At 68.4% G+C, this 17,741-nt stretch carries 15 protein-coding genes; 1 reads left to right on the top strand and 14 read right to left on the bottom strand.

All coding sequences use genetic code 11. From position 1 onward, the window contains the following. Positions 1-16: 16 nt before the first annotated feature. The 5 genes from AC3WT6_RS05045 to AC3WT6_RS05025 all read right to left on the bottom strand — a co-directional run bounded on the left by AC3WT6_RS05045 (position 17) and on the right by AC3WT6_RS05025 (position 7,898). The gene (locus tag AC3WT6_RS05045) at positions 17-712 is read right to left on the bottom strand and encodes a VIT1/CCC1 transporter family protein (RefSeq protein WP_492652464.1); all 696 of its coding nucleotides are present in this window, start codon (positions 710-712) and stop codon (positions 17-19) included. 106 nt (positions 713-818) lie between these two features. Then, positions 819-1,868: an NAD(P)H-dependent flavin oxidoreductase gene (locus AC3WT6_RS05040; protein ID WP_492652463.1), complete on the bottom strand. Its 1,050-nt coding sequence runs from the start codon at positions 1,866-1,868 to the stop codon at positions 819-821. Between the two features lie 75 nt (positions 1,869-1,943). Beyond that, positions 1,944-3,083, bottom strand: a complete 1,140-nt coding sequence (locus AC3WT6_RS05035; protein WP_492652462.1) for an efflux RND transporter periplasmic adaptor subunit — start codon at positions 3,081-3,083, stop codon at positions 1,944-1,946. Between the two features lie 19 nt (positions 3,084-3,102). Next, positions 3,103-6,264, bottom strand: coding sequence for an efflux RND transporter permease subunit (locus AC3WT6_RS05030; protein ID WP_492652461.1), 3,162 nt, complete (start codon positions 6,262-6,264; stop codon positions 3,103-3,105). 191 nt (positions 6,265-6,455) lie between these two features. Further along, entirely contained in the window at positions 6,456-7,898 is a 1,443-nt protein-coding gene (locus AC3WT6_RS05025; RefSeq protein ID WP_492652460.1) for an aldehyde dehydrogenase family protein, read from the bottom strand. Positions 7,899-8,029: 131 nt separating this feature from the next. On the opposite strand from AC3WT6_RS05025, the gene AC3WT6_RS05020 reads away from it, so the two are divergent. Further along, positions 8,030-9,511, top strand: coding sequence for a TrkH family potassium uptake protein (locus tag AC3WT6_RS05020; protein ID WP_492652459.1), 1,482 nt, complete (start codon positions 8,030-8,032; stop codon positions 9,509-9,511). A gap of 7 nt (positions 9,512-9,518) precedes the next feature. Here AC3WT6_RS05020 and trkA read toward each other — a convergent pair whose 3' ends face one another. From trkA to AC3WT6_RS04975, 9 genes are all read right to left on the bottom strand, one after another. After that, on the bottom strand, positions 9,519-10,901 hold the full coding sequence (gene trkA, locus AC3WT6_RS05015) for a Trk system potassium transporter TrkA (RefSeq protein WP_492652458.1): 1,383 nt from the start codon (positions 10,899-10,901) through the stop codon (positions 9,519-9,521). Positions 10,902-10,956: 55 nt separating this feature from the next. Beyond that, positions 10,957-11,376, bottom strand: coding sequence for a gamma-butyrobetaine hydroxylase family protein (locus AC3WT6_RS05010; RefSeq protein WP_492652457.1), 420 nt, complete (start codon positions 11,374-11,376; stop codon positions 10,957-10,959). Between the two features lie 7 nt (positions 11,377-11,383). Further along, on the bottom strand, positions 11,384-12,709 hold the full coding sequence (hslU, locus tag AC3WT6_RS05005; RefSeq protein WP_492652849.1) for an ATP-dependent protease ATPase subunit HslU: 1,326 nt from the start codon (positions 12,707-12,709) through the stop codon (positions 11,384-11,386). Between the two features lie 46 nt (positions 12,710-12,755). Next, positions 12,756-13,298: an ATP-dependent protease subunit HslV gene (gene hslV, locus AC3WT6_RS05000; RefSeq protein ID WP_123209888.1), complete on the bottom strand. Its 543-nt coding sequence runs from the start codon at positions 13,296-13,298 to the stop codon at positions 12,756-12,758. 173 nt (positions 13,299-13,471) lie between these two features. Further along, positions 13,472-13,723, bottom strand: coding sequence for a hypothetical protein (locus tag AC3WT6_RS04995; protein WP_492652456.1), 252 nt, complete (start codon positions 13,721-13,723; stop codon positions 13,472-13,474). Between the two features lie 121 nt (positions 13,724-13,844). After that, positions 13,845-14,765: a tyrosine recombinase XerC gene (locus AC3WT6_RS04990; RefSeq protein WP_492652455.1), complete on the bottom strand. Its 921-nt coding sequence runs from the start codon at positions 14,763-14,765 to the stop codon at positions 13,845-13,847. Between the two features lie 337 nt (positions 14,766-15,102). Next, entirely contained in the window at positions 15,103-15,807 is a 705-nt protein-coding gene (locus AC3WT6_RS04985) for a DUF484 family protein (RefSeq protein WP_492652454.1), read from the bottom strand. Further along, entirely contained in the window at positions 15,795-16,634 is an 840-nt protein-coding gene (gene dapF, locus AC3WT6_RS04980; RefSeq protein ID WP_492652453.1) for a diaminopimelate epimerase, read from the bottom strand. The genes AC3WT6_RS04985 and dapF overlap by 13 nt, the downstream gene beginning before the upstream one ends. Positions 16,635-16,784: 150 nt before the next feature. Continuing rightward, complete coding sequence (locus AC3WT6_RS04975; RefSeq protein WP_492652452.1) at positions 16,785-17,732, bottom strand: WD40/YVTN/BNR-like repeat-containing protein; 948 nt, start codon at positions 17,730-17,732, stop codon at positions 16,785-16,787. Positions 17,733-17,741: the final 9 nt, after the last annotated feature.

Genomic DNA, 17,741 nt, shown 5'->3' with positions numbered 1-17,741 from the left:
GCAACCTTTTGGCGCCCTAAACCACGGCGCCGAACCAGCGGCCGATGCCGGCGGTGAGCGCCATCGCCAGCGCGCCCCAGAACGCCACGCGCACGGCGCCGCGCAGCACCGGCGCGCCGCCGGCGCGGGCGGCGATGCCGCCCAGAACCAGCAAGGTCGCCAGCGCGGTCGCCGAGCTGACTTCTGCCAACCGCGCGGCCGGCGCCAGCAGCACCGTCGCCAAGGGCACCAGGGCCCCGACCACGAACGAGGCCGCCGAGGCCAGCGCCGCCTGCACCGGCCGCGCCCGCAGGGTTTCGGTGATGCCCAGCTCGTCGCGGGCATGGGCTTGCAGCGCATCGTGGGCCATCAGCTGCTCGGCCACCTGCCGCGCCAGCGCCGGGCTCAGGCCGCGCTGGACGTAGATGCTGCTGAGCTCCGCCAGCTCGCGCTCCGGCTGGGTCTCCAGCTCCGACTTCTCGCGGCGCAGGTCGGCATGCTCGGTATCGGCCTGCGACTGCACCGACACGTACTCGCCGGCCGCCATCGACATTGCCCCGGCGACCAGACCGGCGACGCCGGTCAGCAGCACGTCGGAGGGCGCCGTGCCCGCCGCCGCCACGCCGACCACCAGGCTCGCCACCGAGATGGTGCCGTCGTTGGCGCCCAGCACCGCCGCGCGCAGCCAGCCGATGCGTTCGGCGCGATGGAATTCCCGGTGGGTCGAGGGCATGAGGTAGATCTCCGGCAAAGACTTTATGGACTCAGGACTGCGCCGCAACTTAGCCGCTGCGGCAGGGACGCGCCAAAATCCGGCGATCCATCCGCCCGCTGCTGGATCAGGAAGAACCGCAGAAGCCGCGCGCCAGCTCCCGGGTCAGCTCGGCGGCGGCAATCTCGCGACAGCCGCTGACATTCTGCCCGGCCCAGAGCGGCGAGAAATCGCCGCTGCCGACGGCTTCGGCCCTCGCGCGCAAGGGCGCGACCGCGGTGGTGGCGAGCGGAAAAGCCGGCGCCAGCGCGCTGAGCGAACCCAGCTCGCGCATCAGCCGGTTGACGATGCCGCGCGCCGGCCGCCCGGAATAGAGATTGGTGAGCGCGGTGTGCCGCGCATCGGGCGCGCGCAGCGCGGCACGGTGGACCGCACTGGTGGCGGCCTCGGGGCAGAGCAGGTAGGCGGTGCCGACCTGCACCCCGACCGCACCCAGCGCCATCGCGGCGGCGACGCCGCGCGCATCGGCGATGCCGCCCGCAGCGATCACCGGCACCCGCAGCGCGGCAACCAGCTGCGGCAGCAGCGCGAAGCTTCCCAGCTGCTCGCTGAGATCGGCAGACAGGAAATGCCCGCGATGACCACCCGCCTCCAGGCCCTGGGCGATCACCGCGTCGACGCCGCGCGCCTGCAGCCATAGCGCCTCGGCGAGCGTGGTCGCCGAGGCCAGTACCCGCGCCCCGCTGGCGCGCACCCGCGCCAGCAGCTCGGGCTCCGGCAGGCCGAAGTGGAAGCTCACCACGGGGGGGCGCAGCGCCTCGACCAGCGCGGCGGACTCCGCCGTGAACGGCGCGCGGCCGGGGCCGGCGGTGATGCCGGCGGGGTCGATGCCGAACTCCGCATAATACGGCGCCAGCGCCGCGCGCCAGGCCGCCTCGCGCGCCGCCTCCGGCGTCGGCGGCTGATGGCAGAAGAAATTGAGGTTGAAGCTAGTCAGGCCGGCGGCGCGCAGGGCCGCCACCTCGCTAGCGATCTGCTCGGCGCTGAGCATGGCGCAGGGCAGCGAGCCCAGACCGCCGGCGCGGCCGACGGCAATGGCGAGCGCGCTGCCCTGGGCGCCGGCCATCGGCGCCTGGATCAGCGGCAGCGCGCTACCCAGCAATTCGTTAAGGCTCATCGCGGCCCTCCTCGCAGTGGCGGCGCATTCTGAGGCACTACCGCGGCGATCTGCCCCGCCTGCGGCGGCGAGCGCTCAGCTCTTTGCCGCCGGCTTCGCCGGCTCGGTCTTGGCCGCCTGGGCGATCACGGTCTGGCCGTCACGCAGGGTGTCGGGCGGGTTGAGCACCACCCGCGCGCCGGCGGACAAGCCTTCCAGCACTTCCAGCTGCTTGCCGAGATCGCGGCCCAGGCGCACCGGCAGCAGCTTGAGCGTGCTATCGGCCTGCACGCTGGCGACCTGATTGCCCTTGCCATTGACGATCAGTGCGTTGGCCGGGATCAGCAGCGCCGGCTGCGCGTTGGGCAGCTTGAGGCTGACATCGACCGAGGCGCCGGCCAGCAGACGACCGTCGTGGTTGTCGATGCGGATCTCGGTGGTGAGCGTGCGCGCGGCGTCGAGCACGCCGGCACTGCGGCTGACGGTGCCGCTGAAGACCTGCCCTGGCAGCTCGCGCAGGCTGATCTGCGCCGGCAGGCCCGCCGTCACGCCCGGCGCGGAAGCCTGCGGCACCTGCACGCTGACCCGCAGCTGGCGGGTTTCGGCCAGCTGGAACAGCACCTCGCTGCCGCTCACCAGCATGCCGGGCTCGGCATTGCGGGCGGTGATGCGGCCGGCGAAGGGCGCGGTGACGCACTTGAAGCCGCTCAGCTCGTTGAGCCGGCCCAGCTGCGCCTTGGCGTTGTTGACGCTGGCCTCGCCGGCGGCGACCGCGGTGGCGCGCTGATCGGCTTCCAGCCTGGAGACCGCGCCCTGACGCACCAGCTCCTGGTAGCGGTCGTTGGTGCTCTTCGCTAGCGCCAGCTCGGCCTCGGCCTGGGCCAGTTGCGCGCGGGCGGCGATGCGGTCCTGATCGAGGTCGGGCGTCTCGATTTCTGCCAGCAACTGGCCGGCCTGCACCGTGTCGCCGAGGTCGACCAGATAGCGCTTGAGGTAGCCGGCGGCGCGGGCGTGGAGGGCGGTGTCCTGCCAGGCGCGCAGCGTGCCGGGCAGGGTCAGCCCGCTTTCGCCGGGGGCGGCCTGCACCTCGACCACGCTCAGCGTCGGCGCCTCGGCCGCCACCGCCGCGGGCTTGCCGGCATCGGCATGCAGACGCGGCGCCAGGCCGATGGCGGCGAAGGCACTGAGCGTCAGCGCGGTGACACCGAGATAGAGATAGGATTTTTTCTGGGACATGCGGAGACTCCGCTGAACATCAATGAGTTGGGGCCGGCGCGAGCGCGCCGGGCACTACGCCACGCCGCAGCGTCGCGTAGACCACCGGCACGAACAGCAGGGTGCCGAAGGTGGCGAATGACAGACCGCCGATCACCGCCCGGCCCAGCGGCGCGTTCTGTTCGCCGCCCTCGCCCAGGCCTAGCGCCATCGGCAGCATGCCGATCAGCATCGCGCCGGCGGTCATCAGCACCGGCCGCAGGCGGGTGGCGCCGGCATCGAGCGCGGCGGCGAAGCTGTCCAGGCCCTCGGCCATGCGCTGGTTGGCGAACGTCACCAGCAGAATGGAGTTCGCAGTGGCCAGACCGATGGTCATGATCGCGCCCATCAAGGCCGGCACGCTGAAATAGGTATGGCTCAGCCACAGGCCCCAGACCACGCCGCTGCCAGCCGCCGGCAGCGCGGTGAGCACGATGAAGGGATCGCGCCAGGACTGGAAGTTGACCACCATCAGCAGGTACACCAGCACCGCCGCGCCGAGCAGGCCGAAACCCAGACGCGAGAAGGCCTCGCGCATGGCGGTGACGCTGCCGCGCAGCTCGATGCGGTTGCCGGGCTGCAGCTCCTTGCGCGCCGCGTCCAGCACGCCGTCGAGGTCGGCCGCCACCGCGCCGAGATCGCGGCCGGCGACGCTAACGAACAGGTCATAGCTGGGCTGCACGTTGTAGTGGCTGATCACCGCCGGCGCCAGGCCGCGCTCGATGCTGGCGAGATTGCTGAGCAACTGCGGCTCACCGACCGCCACCGACACCGGCGTGTTGAGCAGCTGGGCGACCGAGCTCATCTCGCGCTCCGGCAGCTGCACCGCGACGCGATAGGGGTTGCCGGTCACCGGGTCCATCCAGAAATTCGGCTGCACGGTGCCGGAGCCGGACAGCGTCACCAAGAGGTCGTTGGCGACATCGCGCTGGGTGACGCCCAGCTCCAGCGCGCGGGCGCGGTCCACATCCAGCTTCAGCGTCGGCAGGTCGTTGCTCTGGTGCAGGGTCACATCCACCGCGCCGGGGATGGCGGCGATGCGCTGCTGGAGCTGCTGCGCCAGCGCGAAATTGTCGGCGCGCTTGAAGCCAATCACCTTCACATTGATCTGCGCCGGAAGACCGAAGTTGAGGATCTGGCTGACGATGTCGGCGGGCTGGAAGTAGAAGTCGAGATCGGGGAACTTGCCCGGCAACTGCTCGCGCAGCAGCTGCATCCACTCCGGCGCGGTCTTGCTCCGCTCGTGCGCCAGCGCGATCAGTACCTCGCCATCGTGGGTGCCGGTGGTCACCGAGTCACCGAAGGCCATTGAATACTTCACCGCCGGCTGGCCGATGTTGTCGACGATCAGGGCCACGTCCTTGCCCAGCAGGCGGCGGATCTCGTCCTCCACCGCAGAGTAGATCTGCTCGGTGCGCTCGATGCGGGTGCCGGTGGGCGCGCGCACGTGCAGGCGGATCTGCCCGCCATCGACGGTGGGGAAGAATTCGCGACCGACGAAGGGCAGCACCACCGCCGTCGCGGCCACCACCATCAGCATCGCCAGCAGTGCGGTCAGCCGGTGCGCCAAAGTCCAGTCCAGAGCCAGCGTATAGCGCGCGCGCAGCGCCTCGAAGCCGGCATTGAAGCGGTGGTGCACATGGCCGAAGAAGCCCTTGGGCGCCGCACCATGCGCGTCGTGCGGCTCGCCGCGCAGCAGCCAGTTGGCGAGCGCCGGGGTGAGCGTGCGCGACAGCACGTAGGAGCTGAGGATGGCGAACACCACCGCCAGCGCCAGCGGGATGAACAGGTAGCGCGCCACGCCGCCGAGCAGCCCCACCGGGATGAACACGATGGTCAGCACCAGCGCCGAGACCAGCGCCGGGAAGGCGATTTCCGCCGAGCCGTCGAGGATGGACTCGGTGAGCTCCTTGCCCATGCCGCGATGGCGGTGGATGTTCTCGATGGTGATGGTCGCCTCGTCCACCAGGATGCCGATCGCCAGCGCCAGGCCGCCCAGGGTCATCAGGTTGAGGGTGTGACCCAGCGCGGTGAGCAGGGCAATGGAGGCCAGCACCGATAGCGGGATGGAGATGGCGACGATCAGCGTCGAGCGCCAGCTGCCGAGGAACAGCAGGATGAAGGTGGCAGTGAGCAGCGCGGCGATCAGACCTTCCACCGCCACGCCGGCGATGGCGCCGCGCACGAACTGGCTCTGGTCGAAGCGCAGTTCGATCTGCATGCCCGGCGGCGCCGCGTCGCGGATGCTCGGCAGCAGGCCTTTCACGCCCTCGACGATGTCCAGCGTCGAGGCATTGCCGTTCTTGAGGATCTGCACCAGCACGCTGCGCTTGCCATCGACGCGCACGATGTTGATCTGCGGCTCCTGGCCGTCGTGGACGCTGGCGACATCGCGCAGGTAGACCATGCTGCCGCCGACCTCGCGCACCGGCAGGTCGTTGAGCTGCTGGAGCACCGCCGGCGAGCTGTTGAGCTGCACCGCGTACTGGGTGTCGCCGATCTTCGCCGAACCGGCCGGCAGGGTCAGGTTCTGCAGGCTCACCGCCTCGGCGACATCGCGCGCCGACAGGCCGCGCGCGCGCAGCGCCGCCGGGTCTATATCGACGTTCACCAGGCGCGCCGCGCCGCCGTAGGGCGCCGGCATGGTCACGCCCTGCAGCGCGGCAATGGCCGGACGGATGCGGGTATTGGCGTAGTCGAAGATCTGCGCCTCGCTCATGCTCTCGCTGGACAGCGCCAGCTGGATCAGCGGCACCGAGTCGGCGCGGTAGCGGACCAGGATCGGCGGCGTCACGCCGGTCGGCATGATGCGCTGGATGGTCTGGCTGATCGCGGTGGCCTGTGCCAGTGCCACCTCCGACTTGGCGCCGGGATGGAAGTACACCCGGATCAGACCGACGCCCTCGGTAGTCTGGCTCTCGATGTGCTCGATGTCGTTGACGTTGGCGCTGAGCGAGTTCTCCGAGTACTGGGTGATGCGCCGCTCGAAGTCGAAGGCGGCCAGGCCCGGATAAGTCCAGATCACCGAGATCACCGGAATCTCGATGTTGGGGAAGATGTCCTTCTGCACGCTGCGCGCCGCCAGCCCGCCGCCCAGCAGGATGACGATGGCTAGGACCGCGAAGGTGTACGGGCGCCGTAGCGCGAGCTGGATCAGCCACATGGACGGGGTTCGACCGGAGAGGAGCGTCGATAAGATAGTTACCGGTCAGTAACAATTCCAATTAAATTCCGCGCGGCAGCGATCAGCCTGGCTTATCGCTGGCAATAACCGCGACCCCAGCGCGGCGCCGCAAGCGGCCACAAAAAAGCCCCGCCAGCGGGCGGGGCTCTTGGTTTTGCTCGGGCTCCGGCTTAGACGAACTTCATCAGCAGCCGCACCATCTTCTTCATGAAGCCGGAGTATGGCGGGAAGAACATCTTGGCCATCATGAAACGGGTGCGAATCACCGCGCGCTCGTGGCTGAAGGCCTTGAAGCCGTAGATGCCGTGGGCATTGCCAATGCCGGAGTTGTTGACGCCACCGAACGGCAGATTGCCGTGCAGGTAGTGCACCACGGTGTGGTTGATGCAGGCGCCGCCGGAGCTGGTTTCCTTCATCACCTTCTGGATGTTGGCCTCGTTGCGGCTCCAGACGTAGAGCGCCAGCGGCTTGGGGTTGGCGTTGATCTCGTCGACCACGCTCTGCAGCTGGGTGTAGCCAATGATCGGCAGCAGCGGCCCGAAGATTTCCTCGGACATGATCTTGGCGTCCTTGGGGATGTTGGTGATCAGCGTCGGGGCGACCCACTGGTCGGCGACGTTGACGCCACCGCCGGCGACTACCGTCGCGCCACGGCTCTTGGCGTCTTCCAAGAGGCCGGCGACGCGCTGGGTGTGGCGCTGGTTGACGACATGCGTGAGGTAGGGCGAGCTGGCCTGGTCGGCGTCGCTGTTGCCGTAGGATTTCTTGAGCACCGCGCTGGCCTTCTCCATGAACGCCGCCTTCACCGACTCGTGCACGAAGATATGGTCGGGCGCGATGCAGGTCTGGCCGCCATTGGTGTACTTGCCCCAGAGGATGTTCTGCGCGGCGAGGTCGAGATCGGCGGTCTCGTCGATGATGGTCGGCGACTTGCCGCCCAGCTCCAGGGTGACGCTGGTGAGATGCTTGGCGGCGGCGGCCATGACGATCTTGCCGACCGCCGGCGAGCCGGTGAAGAAGATGTGGTCGAAGGGCAGCGCCAGCAGCGCGGTGGAGGTGCTGGCATCGCCCTCGAAGATCGCGATCTCGTCTTCGGCGAAGGTTTCCTTGATGATCTTCACCAGCACCGCAGTGGTATGCGGGGTCATCTCGCTGGGCTTGATGATGGCGGTGTTGCCGGCGGCGATCGCGCTCACCAGCGGCACGAAGCAGAGGTTCACCGGGTAGTTCCAGGGCGCGATGATCAGGCAGCGGCCGCGCGGCTCGTACTGGATGTAACCCTTCAGGCCGCCGGTGAGCAGGGTCGGCCAGACGCTGGTCGGCTTCATCCACTTCTTGAGCTTGCGGATGGCGTCGTGGGCCTCGGCGACCACCGGCAGGATCTCGGTGAGGTCGACCTCCACCGCCGGCTTCTTGAAGTCCTTGTACATCGCCTGCTGCAGCGCCTCGCTGTGCGCCAGCACCGCCAGCTTGAGCTTCTTGATCTTGGCGATGCGCTCGTCGGCGCTGGAGCGCCGCAGGCGGATGGCGGTCTCGAACTGCTTTTCGAACACCCGGCGCACTTCGGCATCCAGGGTGGTGGTTTCGGGCATGGTCAGGACGGCTGCGGTCATGGTTCTAGTCTCCTCGCCGCAGGCAGCGGGGAGCTGGCCGCCTGCTAAATGGGCGTTCAATATACACCGGCCGACGGTGACGAAAATCCCGCCCGGCGTCAGTCTGTTAGCCACGGCGTAAACTGCACTCCATGCACAAAAACAACAGCGCCGCGGTGCGCGGAATCCTGCCGGTAGCCCGCGTCCTGGGGCTGCTGTTGATGCTGTTCAGCCTCACCTACAGCCTGCCCATCGCCTGCTCGCTGATCACCGCCGACGGCGAGCACTGGGACTTCGTGGTGGCGATGGCCATCAACCTGGTACTGGGCGGCGCGCTCTGGTTCCTGACCCGGCACGCCAAGCGCGACATCAAGCCGCGCGAGGGCTTTCTGCTGGTGACCCTGTCCTGGGTGCTGATGGGCATCAGCGCGACCATTCCGCTGATGATCACCATCGATGGCCTGTCGTTCACCGACGCCATGTTCGAGACCATCTCCGGCCTGACCACCACCGGCTCGACGGTGCTGACCGGCCTCGACCAGCTACCACCCTCGACCAATCTCTGGCGCCACGAACTGACCTGGCTGGGCGGCATGGGCATCATCGTGCTGGCGGTGGCGATCCTGCCGCTGCTGGGTGTCGGCGGCATGCAGCTGTACAAGGCCGAGACGCCGGGGCCGATGAAGGACGACAAGCTGACCCCGCGCATCACCCAGACCGCCAAATCGCTGTGGTCGATCTACATCGCGCTGACCGCCCTGTGCGCGCTCAGCTTCCATCTGGCCGGCATGAACTGGCTGGACGCCATCTGCCATGCCTTCGCGGCGCTGTCGCTGGGTGGGTTTTCCACCCACGATGCCAGCTTCGGCTACTTCAACTCACCGCTGATCGAGGGCATCGCCATCGTCTTCATGCTGTTGGCGACGCTGAACTTTGCCACCCATTTCGTGGCCTGGCGCAGCGCCAGCCTGCGCGCCTATTGGGAGGACGCCGAGGCCAGGGCGATCCTGCCGCTGTTCCTGACCGCGGCCCTGGGCCTGAGCGCCTACCTCTGGCTGCACGGCCAGTACGACAGCTACTGGACCACCCTGCGCCACGTCGGCTTCAACATGGTCGCCTTGGCCACCTCCTGCGGCTTCGCCAGCGTCGACTACAACACTTGGCCGCTGTTCGTGCCCATGGTGATGCTGCTGATGTCCAGCGTCGGCGCCAGTTCTGGTTCCACCGGCGGCGGCATGAAGATGATCCGGGTGCTGATCCTGTTCAAGCAGAGCGGCCGCGAGATGTTCAGCCTGATGCACCCCAACAGCGTCGCGGTGCTGAAGGTGGGCGGCAAGCCGATCCCGCCCAAGGTGGTGATGGCGGTGTTGGGCTATGCGCACTTGTATCTGATCAGCGTGCTGGTGCTGACGCTGATCCTGCTGGCCACCGGCCTCGACCTGCTCAGTTCGTTTTCCGCGGTGGTGGCCAGCATCAACAACGCCGGCCCCGGCCTGAACCTGGTCGGCCCGGCCAGCAACTACGGCGTGCTCAACGACTTTCAGACCTGGGTCTGCACCTTCGCGATGCTGCTCGGGCGCCTGGAAGTATTCACCCTGTTCGTGGTGCTGACGCCGAGCTTCTGGAAAGACTAACCTTCCATTAGAGGAAGGCGAAACCGACCTGGAACAGCTTCTCGACCTCGCGGGTCTTCTTCTTGTCGACGATGAACAGGATCACGTGATCCTCGGCTTCGATCACGGTGTCGTGGTGGACGATGATCACCTGCTCGCCGCGGACGATGGCGCCGATGGTGGCGCCGGTCGGCATCTTGATCTCGTCAATACGGCGGCCCACCACCTTGCTGCTGCCGCGCTCGCCGTGCGCCACCGCCTCGATCGCCTCGGCGGCGCCGCGGCGCAGGGTGTAGACCTTGACCACATCACCCCGGCGCACATGCGCCAGCAAGGCGCTGATGGTGGACTGCTGCGGTGAGATGGCGATGTCGACGGCGGAGTTCTCCTCCACCAGATCGACGTAGGCCAGACGGTTGATCAGCGACAAGGCCTTGCCGGCCCCCAGGCGCTTGGCCAGCATCGCCGCCAGCACATTGGCCTCGTCGTCGTTGGTGATGGCGCAGAAAACATCGACATCGTCGATGTTTTCTTCCAGCAGCAGCGCCTCGTTGGCGGCATCGCCGTTGAGCACCACCACATGATCGAGCTCGGCGGCCAGCGCGGCGGCGCGGGTCTTGTCCTTCTCGATCAGCTTGACCTGCACATGGTCCTGCAGCGCCCGCGCCAGGCGCAGGCCGATGTTGCCGCCGCCGGCGATCATCACCCGCTTCACCGGCTTATCGTGGCGGCGCAGCTCGGCGATGATCTTCGGGATGTGTTCGGCGGCGGCGAGGAAAAACACCTCGTCCTCGGCCTCGATGATGGTGTCGCCCTCCGGCAGGATGGCGCGGCCACGGCGGTAGATAGCCGCCACCCGTGCTTCCACGCCCTTGGGCAGGTGCTGCGGCAACTCCTTGAGCTGGCGCGAGACCAGCGGACCGCCGTAGTAGGCGCGCACGCCGACCAGCCGCAGCCGGCCGCCGGCGAAATCCACCACCTGCAGGGCGCCCGGGTACTCGATCAGCCGGCGGATGTAGTCGGTGACCAGCTGCTCGGGGCTGATGCACATGTCCACCGCCAGCGCGTCCTGCGCGAACAGGATGCTAGCGTCGCGCAGGTACTCGGCGCTGCGCACGCGGGCGATCTTGGTGGGCGTACGGAACAGCGTGTGGGCGATCTTGCAGGCCAGCAGATTGGTTTCGTCGGCGTCGGTGACCGCGATCAGCATGTCGGCGTCGTCGCCGCCAGCGCGGCGCAGCACGTCGGGATGCGAGGCATGGCCCAGGACCGTGCGCAGATCCACCCGCTCCTGCAAGGCCGCCAGCATGCCGGCGTCGCGGTCAACCACGGTGATGTCGTTGGACTCGCGAGCCAGGTTTTCCGCGAGCGTGGAGCCAACCTGCCCGGCACCGAGAATGACGATTTTCATGTGCGCGCACCTTACGCCGCGAGGGGCGCTGCATCAACTAACGCGAGACCCGAACTCAGGCGCGCTGGGTCTTGGCCGGGCTGTACTTCTTGGGCAGGGCGGCGAGCTTGACCAGGTCGCGGTCGCGGCTCATGCCGTGCTCGGCCAGGCGCTGCTGGTAGCGCGCCCAGTTCTTTTCCTGCTCGCGGCCCAGCTCCCAGAGCACGTCCCAGGAATACAGACCGCTGTCATGACCATCGTCGAATACCAGGCGCACCGCGTACTGGCCCACCGGCACGATCTCCTGGATGCCCACCGCGCGCTTGCCCGGCACCAGCACCGGTTCTTCCAGCCCGTGACCGCGCACTTCGGCGCTGGGCGAGAACACCCGCAGGTACTCGGCCGTGAGCATGAACTGGCGGCCAGTGGCGTAGCGCAGTTCCAGGGTCTGGTCGGCGCGGTGCAGCTTGATGCCGGCGGGGGTCGGTGCGTTCATGACGGTCTCAGAGGATGTAGCGAGAAAGATCTTCGTCGGCGGCCAGCTTGCCCAGCTTGCCATCGACGTAGGCGGCGTCCACGGTCAGGCTGCTGCCGGCGCGGTCGGGAGCTTCAAAGGCGAGCTCCTCCATCAGCCGCTCCATCACCGTGTGCAAACGGCGGGCGCCGATGTTCTCGGTGCGCTCGTTGACCTGGAAGGCCACCTCGGCCAGCCGCCGCACGCCCTCGGGGCTGAACTCGATGTTCACGCCCTCGGTGGCCAACAGCGCCTTGTACTGCTCGGTGAGCGAGTAGTTGGGCTCGGTGAGGATGCGCACGAAGTCCTCGACCTTGAGCGCCTCCAGCTCGACACGGATCGGCAGCCGGCCCTGCAGCTCGGGAATCAGGTCGGAAGGCTTGGACAGGTGAAACGCGCCCGAGCAGATGAACAGCACGTGGTCGGTCTTCACCGTTCCGTACTTGGTGCTCACTGTCGAGCCCTCGATCAGCGGCAGCAGGTCGCGCTGCACTCCCTCGCGGGAAACATCGGCGCCGGCGTACTCGCCGCGCTTGGCGACCTTGTCGATCTCGTCGATGAAGACAATTCCATTTTCCTCGACGCTATGCAGCGCCTCGGTCTTGATCGCCTCTTCGTCCACCAGCTTGCCGGCTTCCTCGTCGGTGAGCTGCTTCATGGCGTCGGCGATCTTCATCTTCTTGCTGCGGGTCTTGCCCTGGCCCATGCCGGCGAACATCGACTGCAGCTGCTGGGTCATCTCCTCCATGCCCGGCGGCCCCATCAGCTGCACATTGGGCGCGGCGGCATTGAGCTTGACCTCGATCTCGGTGTCGTCGAGCTTGCCCTCGCGCAGGCGCTTGCGGAACACCTGGCGGGCGGCGCTGTTCTCCTGCTGGCGCGACTCGCTGGCCTCGCCGAAATCCTTGGGCGGCGGCAGCAGGGCGTCGAGCACACGCTCCTCGGCGGCGGCTAAAGCCTTGTCGCGCACCCGGCGCGCGGCCTGCTCGCGGGTCTGCTTGACCGCGACATCGACCAGATCGCGGACGATGGTGTCGACGTCCTTGCCGACGTAACCGACCTCGGTGAACTTGGTCGCTTCGACCTTCACAAACGGCGCGTTGGCGAGCTTGGCCAGCCGGCGCGCGATCTCGGTCTTGCCGACGCCGGTGGGACCGATCATCAGGATGTTCTTCGGCGTGATCTCGGCACGCATGCCAACCGGCGTCTGCTGCCGGCGCCAGCGGTTGCGCAGGGCGATCGACACCGCGCGCTTGGCGGCGGCCTGGCCGACGATGTGCTGGTCCAGGGCCTGCACGATCTCGCGCGGCGTCATCAAGGTCGCGCTAGGGGTCTGGGGTTCGTTCACAGGGCTCCCGATATCAGGCATCGATGGTCTCAATGGTGAGGTTGTGATTGGTGTAGATGCAGATGTCGGCGGCGATGTGTAAGGCCTTCTCGACAATCTCGCGGGCGCCAAGTTCAGAGTGCTCGACCAGGGCACGGGCGGCGGCGGTGGCGAAACTGCCGCCGGAGCCGATCGCCAGCACGCCGTGCGCCTCCGGCTCCATGACGTCGCCGTTGCCGGAGATCATCAGCGTGGCCTCCTTGTCGGCCACCAGCAGCAGGGCTTCGAGCTTGCGCAAGTAGCGGTCGGTGCGCCAGTCCTTAGCCATTTCCACCGCGGCGCGCACCAGCTGGCCGCCGTGCTTTTCCAGCTTGCCCTCGAAACGCTCGAACAAGGTGAAGGCGTCGGCGGTGCCGCCGGCGAAGCCGGCAATCACCTGGCCGTTATAGAGCCGCCGCACCTTGCGGGCATTGCCCTTGACCATGGTGTTGCCCATGGAAACCTGACCATCGCCACCGATGACCACCGTGCCATTGCGGCGCACGGCGAGGATGGTGGTGCCGTCGAATTGCTGCATGAACCTGCTCCGGGCCTAGCCCTGGGAATGGGTGAATGCCGGCAAAGATTGGGGGCGGCGACGGGTTTTCAACCGCCGCCGGGGGGGGCCAGAAACACAAAGAGCACCTTGCGGTGCTCTTTGTTCCCGGCGGACCGGGGAGAAGCAGTGTGCGCGGCAAGCCGCGCAGGGACTTACTTCTTGGGCTCTTCGGCCGGAGCGGCTTCGGCGGCAGCCGGAGCAGCAGCGGCGTCGGTGGCGGCAGCAGCAGCGGCGTCGGCAGCGGCCGGAGCGGCTTCAGCCGGAGCAGCTTCGACCGGGGCCGGGGCGGCTTCGACGACCGGAGCGGCGGCCGGGGCTTCCACCGGAGCGGCAGCCTCTTCCTTCTTGCACGCGGCGAGAGCGATAGGGGCGGCCAGCAGGGCGATCTTGAGCAGATTGTTCATTTATGAAACTCCCAGGGAGACAGCGGGTTGAATGATGAGACAGGGGGAACAGCGAGAGGAAAGGTCGTTAACGAAACCTCAATTGCGAATTTTATCACCGTGGCGATGCTGCCCTGCAACATTATTTCGGCCTTGCCTTATTCCGAGCCCGCGGATGGGCCTGGTCGTAGACCTTGGCCAGGCGCTCGAAATCGAGGTGGGTATAGATCTGGGTGGTCGCCAGATTGGCGTGCCCGAGCAGCTCCTGCACCGCGCGCAGATCGCCACTGCCTTCCAGCAGATGGGTGGCGAAGGCATGACGGAAGCGGTGCGGGTGCACCCGCCCCGCCAGGCCGGCGCGCTGAGCCCAGAGCTTCAGCCGGCCGGCGATGGCGCTGCGCGACAGGGGCTCACCCTCCCGCCCCGGAAACAGGGCGGCACCGGCACCCTGCCCGGCGGGCCGCAGCGCCAGCCAGGCCGTCAGCGCCGCCCTGGCCTGCGCGCCCACCGGCAGCACGCGGGTCTTGCCGCCCTTGCCGGTGACCCGCACCTCGCTCAAGCCGGCATCAAACTGGCCCAGTTGCAGCGGCTGCAACTCGCCCAGGCGCAGGCCGCAGGAGTACAGCAGCTCTGCCATCGCCCGGTCGCGGGCTTCCAGAGCGCCGTCGGCGGGCTGGTCCAGCGCCGCGTTCAGGGGTTCGGCCTCGAAGGCCGAAGGCAGCCGCCGAGCCACCTTGGGCGAGCGCACCTCGGCGGCCGGATTGGCCAGCAGCAGCCCGTTGCGGCACTGCGCCTGCAAGTAGCTGCGCAGGCTGGACAGCTCGCGGCGCACGCTCACCGGCGCCAGGCCCAGGCGGCTGCGGCGGGCGACGTAGGCGCGCACCGCATGCACGTCGATCTGCTCGATCCGCTCCAGCCCACGCTCGCCGGCGAACTCCAGAAAGCGCTGCAAGTCCTGACGGCGACCGGCTAGGCTGCTCGCCGGGGCGCGGCGCACCACCTGGAGGTATTCCAGGTAGGCGGAGATGCTGGTGGCGAGTTCCGAGGATGGGGCTGACGGCATGGGGAGAGCATGCCACTGTCAGCGCGCGGCTTGGCCGCGGGCGCCCTTCAAGACAAAGCAGTAGGCCATCCCTGGCGCGACCTCAGCATTCTTCCCACCCCCGGCCCGGCCATCCTTGGCCGGGCGTTGCAGGCCCCGTCCAGGGGCCTGCCCTGCGGGTTCGCTACGCTCACTCGATTTCGCTCCGGCGAAATCGTCGCCGGGGCGAACTGCCAGTAGCCCGCAGTGGGCCGTCCCTGGCGCGACGGCGGCATTCTTCCCACCCCCGGCCCGGCCATCCTTGGCCGGGCGTTCGCCGGGGCGAACTGCCATTCAAGGCAGTTCGCCTTTTTCCGGCTCACCCCAATCGCGCACGTAGGGCGGCGGCGACCAGTTCGGCGGTCATTTCCAAGAAGAGTTTTCCCTGGCGCGGCAGGAAACGCCCCGCCTCGCGCGAACCCAGCGCCACCAGGCCGAGGTTCTTCTCCTTTTCCAGAGGCACGATGGCCGCCGAGAGGATGGGCTGCTCGGCCTTGGGGAACAGCAGCCGGGCACGCTCGGCCTCGATAGTCCCGCACTCGATCAGCCGGGTGCGGATAAAGTTCTCGAAGGCGCGCACCAGCGCGCTCTCCGGCTCCAGCGGCACGAAGCCCTCGATGTCGTGGCGCTTGTAGACATTGGCGTTGACGCCGATGGTGACCTCGTCGATGCCGAAGTCTTCCTTCATGCAGGCGCGCAGCCCGGCGACCACCGCCGCCAGTGAGGGCGCGCGGATCAGGGTGCGCGCCAGCTTGTGGACATTGGCGGCGCGCTTCTCGTTGTCGGCGGCGGTTTCCAGCAGACGCGCGAGGCGGTCTTCCAGCTTCAGGTTCTTGCCGCGTAGCAGGTCCACCTGGCGCTCGATCAGCGACACCGCCGAGCCGCTGGCATGCACCACTTCCAAGTGTTCCAGCAGTTCGGGATGCCGCAGCAGGAATTCCGGTCGCCCCTTGAGAAAGGCCACCACCTGCTTCTCGTCCAGCACCGGCGCTGCCGGCTCGGCGAGTGCGTCTAGTTCGGCCATTCCAGTTCCCCAGTGAATACGGTGACGGCCGGCCCGGTCATGCGCACGGTCTGGCCGACGCCAGTCCAGTGCAGCTCCAGGGCGCCGCCGGTCAATTCTAGCCGCGAGCGCTCGTCGAACAGACCGCGCCGGCGCGCCACCACATGCGCGGCGCAGGCGCCGCTGCCGCAGGCCAGGGTTTCGCCGCTGCCGCGCTCGTAGACGCGCAGTCGGCCGTGGCCGCGATCCAGCACCTGCAGAAAGCCGACGTTCACCCCCTCGGGGAAGACATCCAGCCGCGCCTGCACGGCGCTGCCGAGCGCCGCTACCGGCGCGCTGGCGCAGTCCGGCACCAGGATCACCGCGTGCGGATTGCCCATGCTGACCGCGCCGAACTCGACGCGACCAAAGCCGGCCAGCTCCAGCGCATACACCTCGGCCTCGGGCAGGGTCAGCGGCACCTCGGCGGGAGCGAAGCGCGGCGCACCCATGTCCACCGTCACCTGGCCGTCCGCCTGCAAGGCCAGGCGCATGCGCGCCGTGCGGGTCTGTACCCGCAGCTCGGCTTTGTCGCTCAGGCCGCGGTCGCGGATGAACACCGCCAGCGCCCGCGAGCCATTGCCGCACTGCCCGACCTCGCTGCCGTCGGCATTGAAGATGCGGTAGTCGAAGTCCACGTCCGGGCTACTGGGCGCCTGCACCACCAGCACCTGGTCGCAGCCGACGCCGAAGCGGCGGTCGGTGAGCCGGTGCAGCAGATCGGGGTCGGGGCGGAACGGCGCGGCGGTGGCGTCGATGACCACAAAGTCATTGCCGCAGCCGTGCATCTTGGTGAAGGGGAGTTTCATGGCGGCGGATGATGCGGGCAGACCCGGCATTTTTCTACCCGGGCAGAAATGTCTTCAGCCCCACCGCCCTTCCTGCGGCATTCGAGGCCCGCAACCTCTCGCCCTAGCTGCGCCGCCGCGCGCCAGGCCAAGCGCTCCGCGACCCTCGGCTCAGCGCCCGACGCCGCCGCCGCCCAGCAGCAGGGTGCCCGCTGGGGTTTCGACGATGGCGGCCAGGTTGGCGCGATCGGCCCGCGTCTGGGGCGAGAAACCAGTGCCGCCGGGCGCGCGACTGAGCAGGGTGCCGCCCAGTCCAGCCAGCAGCAGGCGGCCGTCACGGAGCCGGGCCACCGCGGTCAGCGACTGTTGCGTGCCGCTGTCCAGCGCGCTCCAGCTCTGGCCGTCGTCCAGGCTCTGGTAGACGTGCCCGCGCAGGCCGGCCACCAGCCAGGCCTGACCTTCCAGCGCGGTGCCGGCCCAGAACGAACCGGTGTTGTCGGTCTGGATCTCCTGCCAGACGCGGCCACCGTCGGTGGAACGGAACAGCACGCCGGATTCGGCGCCGACGAACAGCGGCCGGCCGCGACCGCCGAACAGCGTGAACAGGTGCCGGTCCGGGCGTTCGCCGCTGGCGATCGCCAGCGGCTGCCAGCTGGCGCCGCCGTCGTCGGTGCTGATGGCGGTGCCGAACAGGCCGACTGCGAGGCCATGCCGGGCATCCTCGAAGTGGATGGCGAACAAGGGCCTGTCGCCCTGGGTGTCGGTGCGCTGCAGGCGCCAGGTTTCGCCGCCGTCGCTGGTGGCCAGCACGGTACCGTCATGGCCGGCGGCCCAGCCCTGCTTGGCGTCGATGAAGCTGAGCGCGGTGAGCAGCACCTGGGTCGGCACCGCCTTGGCCTGGCGGAAGCTCTTGCCCTCGTCGTCGGAAAGCAGGATCACGCCATGATCGCCGACCGCGACGATGCGCTCGCCGGCGCGGGCGGCCGCCAGCAGCGGCGCCTGCTCGGGATTGACGACTGCCACCGCGGCGGGCGGCTGCGCCGGCGGTGGAATGGCGGCGGCGGCCAGCGGCAGCAGCAGCAGGGCGGCGAGCAGGGCGGAAGGACAAAAGGATTTCATCGCGGCGCC

The organism is Stagnimonas sp. FW305-C-60 (assembly GCF_058782965.1).
Note: the sequence above shows the minus strand (reverse complement) of the source record. Positions and strands in the feature narration are given on the sequence as shown.

Coding starts and splice junctions, on each gene's coding strand:
- AC3WT6_RS05010 (WP_492652457.1), bottom strand. CDS start 11,376: ATGAACGCACCGACCCCCGCCGGCATCAAGCTGCACCGCGCCGACCAG.
- hslU (WP_492652849.1), bottom strand. CDS start 12,709: ATGACGCCGCGCGAGATCGTGCAGGCCCTGGACCAGCACATCGTCGGC.
- AC3WT6_RS05040 (WP_492652463.1), bottom strand. CDS start 1,868: ATGAGCCTTAACGAATTGCTGGGTAGCGCGCTGCCGCTGATCCAGGCG.
- AC3WT6_RS05045 (WP_492652464.1), bottom strand. CDS start 712: ATGCCCTCGACCCACCGGGAATTCCATCGCGCCGAACGCATCGGCTGG.
- AC3WT6_RS05030 (WP_492652461.1), bottom strand. CDS start 6,264: ATGTGGCTGATCCAGCTCGCGCTACGGCGCCCGTACACCTTCGCGGTC.
- AC3WT6_RS05020 (WP_492652459.1), top strand. CDS start 8,030: ATGCACAAAAACAACAGCGCCGCGGTGCGCGGAATCCTGCCGGTAGCC.
- AC3WT6_RS04975 (WP_492652452.1), bottom strand. CDS start 17,732: ATGAAATCCTTTTGTCCTTCCGCCCTGCTCGCCGCCCTGCTGCTGCTG.
- hslV (WP_123209888.1), bottom strand. CDS start 13,298: ATGCAGCAATTCGACGGCACCACCATCCTCGCCGTGCGCCGCAATGGC.
- AC3WT6_RS04990 (WP_492652455.1), bottom strand. CDS start 14,765: ATGCCGTCAGCCCCATCCTCGGAACTCGCCACCAGCATCTCCGCCTAC.
- AC3WT6_RS04995 (WP_492652456.1), bottom strand. CDS start 13,723: ATGAACAATCTGCTCAAGATCGCCCTGCTGGCCGCCCCTATCGCTCTC.
- AC3WT6_RS05035 (WP_492652462.1), bottom strand. CDS start 3,083: ATGTCCCAGAAAAAATCCTATCTCTATCTCGGTGTCACCGCGCTGACG.
- trkA (WP_492652458.1), bottom strand. CDS start 10,901: ATGAAAATCGTCATTCTCGGTGCCGGGCAGGTTGGCTCCACGCTCGCG.
- AC3WT6_RS05025 (WP_492652460.1), bottom strand. CDS start 7,898: ATGACCGCAGCCGTCCTGACCATGCCCGAAACCACCACCCTGGATGCC.
- dapF (WP_492652453.1), bottom strand. CDS start 16,634: ATGAAACTCCCCTTCACCAAGATGCACGGCTGCGGCAATGACTTTGTG.
- AC3WT6_RS04985 (WP_492652454.1), bottom strand. CDS start 15,807: ATGGCCGAACTAGACGCACTCGCCGAGCCGGCAGCGCCGGTGCTGGAC.